This is a genomic window from Burkholderia sp. 28_3 (genome assembly GCF_003253915.1).
In the GTDB taxonomy this organism is placed as follows: Bacteria; Pseudomonadota; Gammaproteobacteria; order Burkholderiales; family Burkholderiaceae; genus Burkholderia; species Burkholderia cenocepacia.
Map to the genome: position 1 here is coordinate 1 of NZ_QKZF01000079.1, position 1,444 is coordinate 1,444.

The window sequence follows — 1,444 nt, forward strand, 5'->3', positions numbered from 1 at the left end:
ACAGGAGAATTGAAATGAACGCGTCCCACCCGTGAACGTGAGAGCAGAAAAAGGGGTGGACCCTCACGGGCCAACGGCATCGATGTGCCCAAGTGGAAAATGCACGCATTTCCCGGCAACCGGAGGATCCACGATGAACAGTATGGCCGTAGGAGTCGACGTCGCCAAGCAGGTTTTCCAAGTGCACTACGTTGATAGGGAAACCGGCGGGATCGTGAATAAGGCAATCAAGCGGGCGAAATTCCTTGAGTTCTTCGCGAACCGCGCGGCCTGTCTTATCGGGATGGAAGCGTGTGGCGGAGCCCACCATTGGGCGCGGCAATTGACGCAGATGGGTCACGAGGTCAGGCTGATGCCGGCCGAGTTCGTGAAGGCGTTCAACATCCGCAACAAGAACGATGCGGCGGACGCACGGGCGATCTGGCTGGCGGTACAGCAACCCGGCAAGCCGGTGGCGGTGAAGACCGAGATGCAGCAGGCGATGGTAGCACTGCACCGGATGCGCGAGCAGTTGGTGAAGTTCCGCACGATGCAGGTCAACGGATTGCGAGGTTTGCTGACGGAATACGGGGAGGTAATGAGCAAGGGGCGGGCGAAGCTGGACAAGGAAATACCGGCCGTGCTTGGCCGAATCGCGGAGCGCTTGCCAGCGGCGCTAATCGATACGTTGCGCGAGCAATGGAACGGGTTGGCAAAGCTCGACGAGCAGATCGCGGAAATCGAACGCCGGATGCGCGAATGGAAGAAGGAAGACAAGGCGGTGAAGGCGATTAGCGAGATACCGGGCGTAGGTTTGCTGACGGCCACCGCAGCGGTAGCAATGATGGGCGACCCGAAGGCGTTCAGCTCGGGACGAGAGTTCGCGGCGTGGGCCGGGTTAGTGCCGAAGCAGACCGGCTCGGGCGGTAAGGTGAACTTACACGGGATCAGCAAGAGGGGCGACATGTATCTGCGCACGCTACTGATTCACGGGGCACGAAGCGTGCTGACGCATGCGAAAGAGCCCGGTGAGTGGATCGAGCAGATGAAGAAGCGGCGACCGCCGAATGTGGTGATCGTCGCACTGGCCAACAAGATGGCACGGACGATCTGGGCTGTACTGGCCCATGACCGGCCGTACCAAAAGGGTTACGTGAGCGTGAAGCCGGCCTGATCGGTGAATGCCACGTTGAAGATCAACATTTAACACTGGGTGAACGTCGAAAGGTTGCGCAGGAATCGAGTGTGATGACAAGCCAGGTAGGACCGGGACTCGCTAAACCTGAATCGTGGTAAGAGCTTCGAGCTCGCCAGGAGAATGAGGCGCGAGTCAGCGAATTTCATAGGGGCCCGCAGCGGCAGTACTGGCTGCAACAAGGCCGGATATAGAGCTGCAGCCCATCCTGTCTGTCTGAACACACGAAAACTGTTGCAAACGGGACGCGTTCATATAGATCACGATGAA

At 58.8% G+C, this 1,444-nt stretch carries 1 protein-coding gene; it reads left to right on the top strand.

Translation table 11 applies throughout. The features are described 5' to 3' along the window. Nucleotides 1-133: 133 nt before the first annotated feature. The gene (locus tag DFS13_RS39675; protein WP_012493617.1) at nt 134-1,153 is read left to right on the top strand and encodes an IS110-like element ISBcen5 family transposase; all 1,020 of its coding nucleotides are present in this window, start codon (nt 134-136) and stop codon (nt 1,151-1,153) included. Nucleotides 1,154-1,444: the final 291 nt, after the last annotated feature.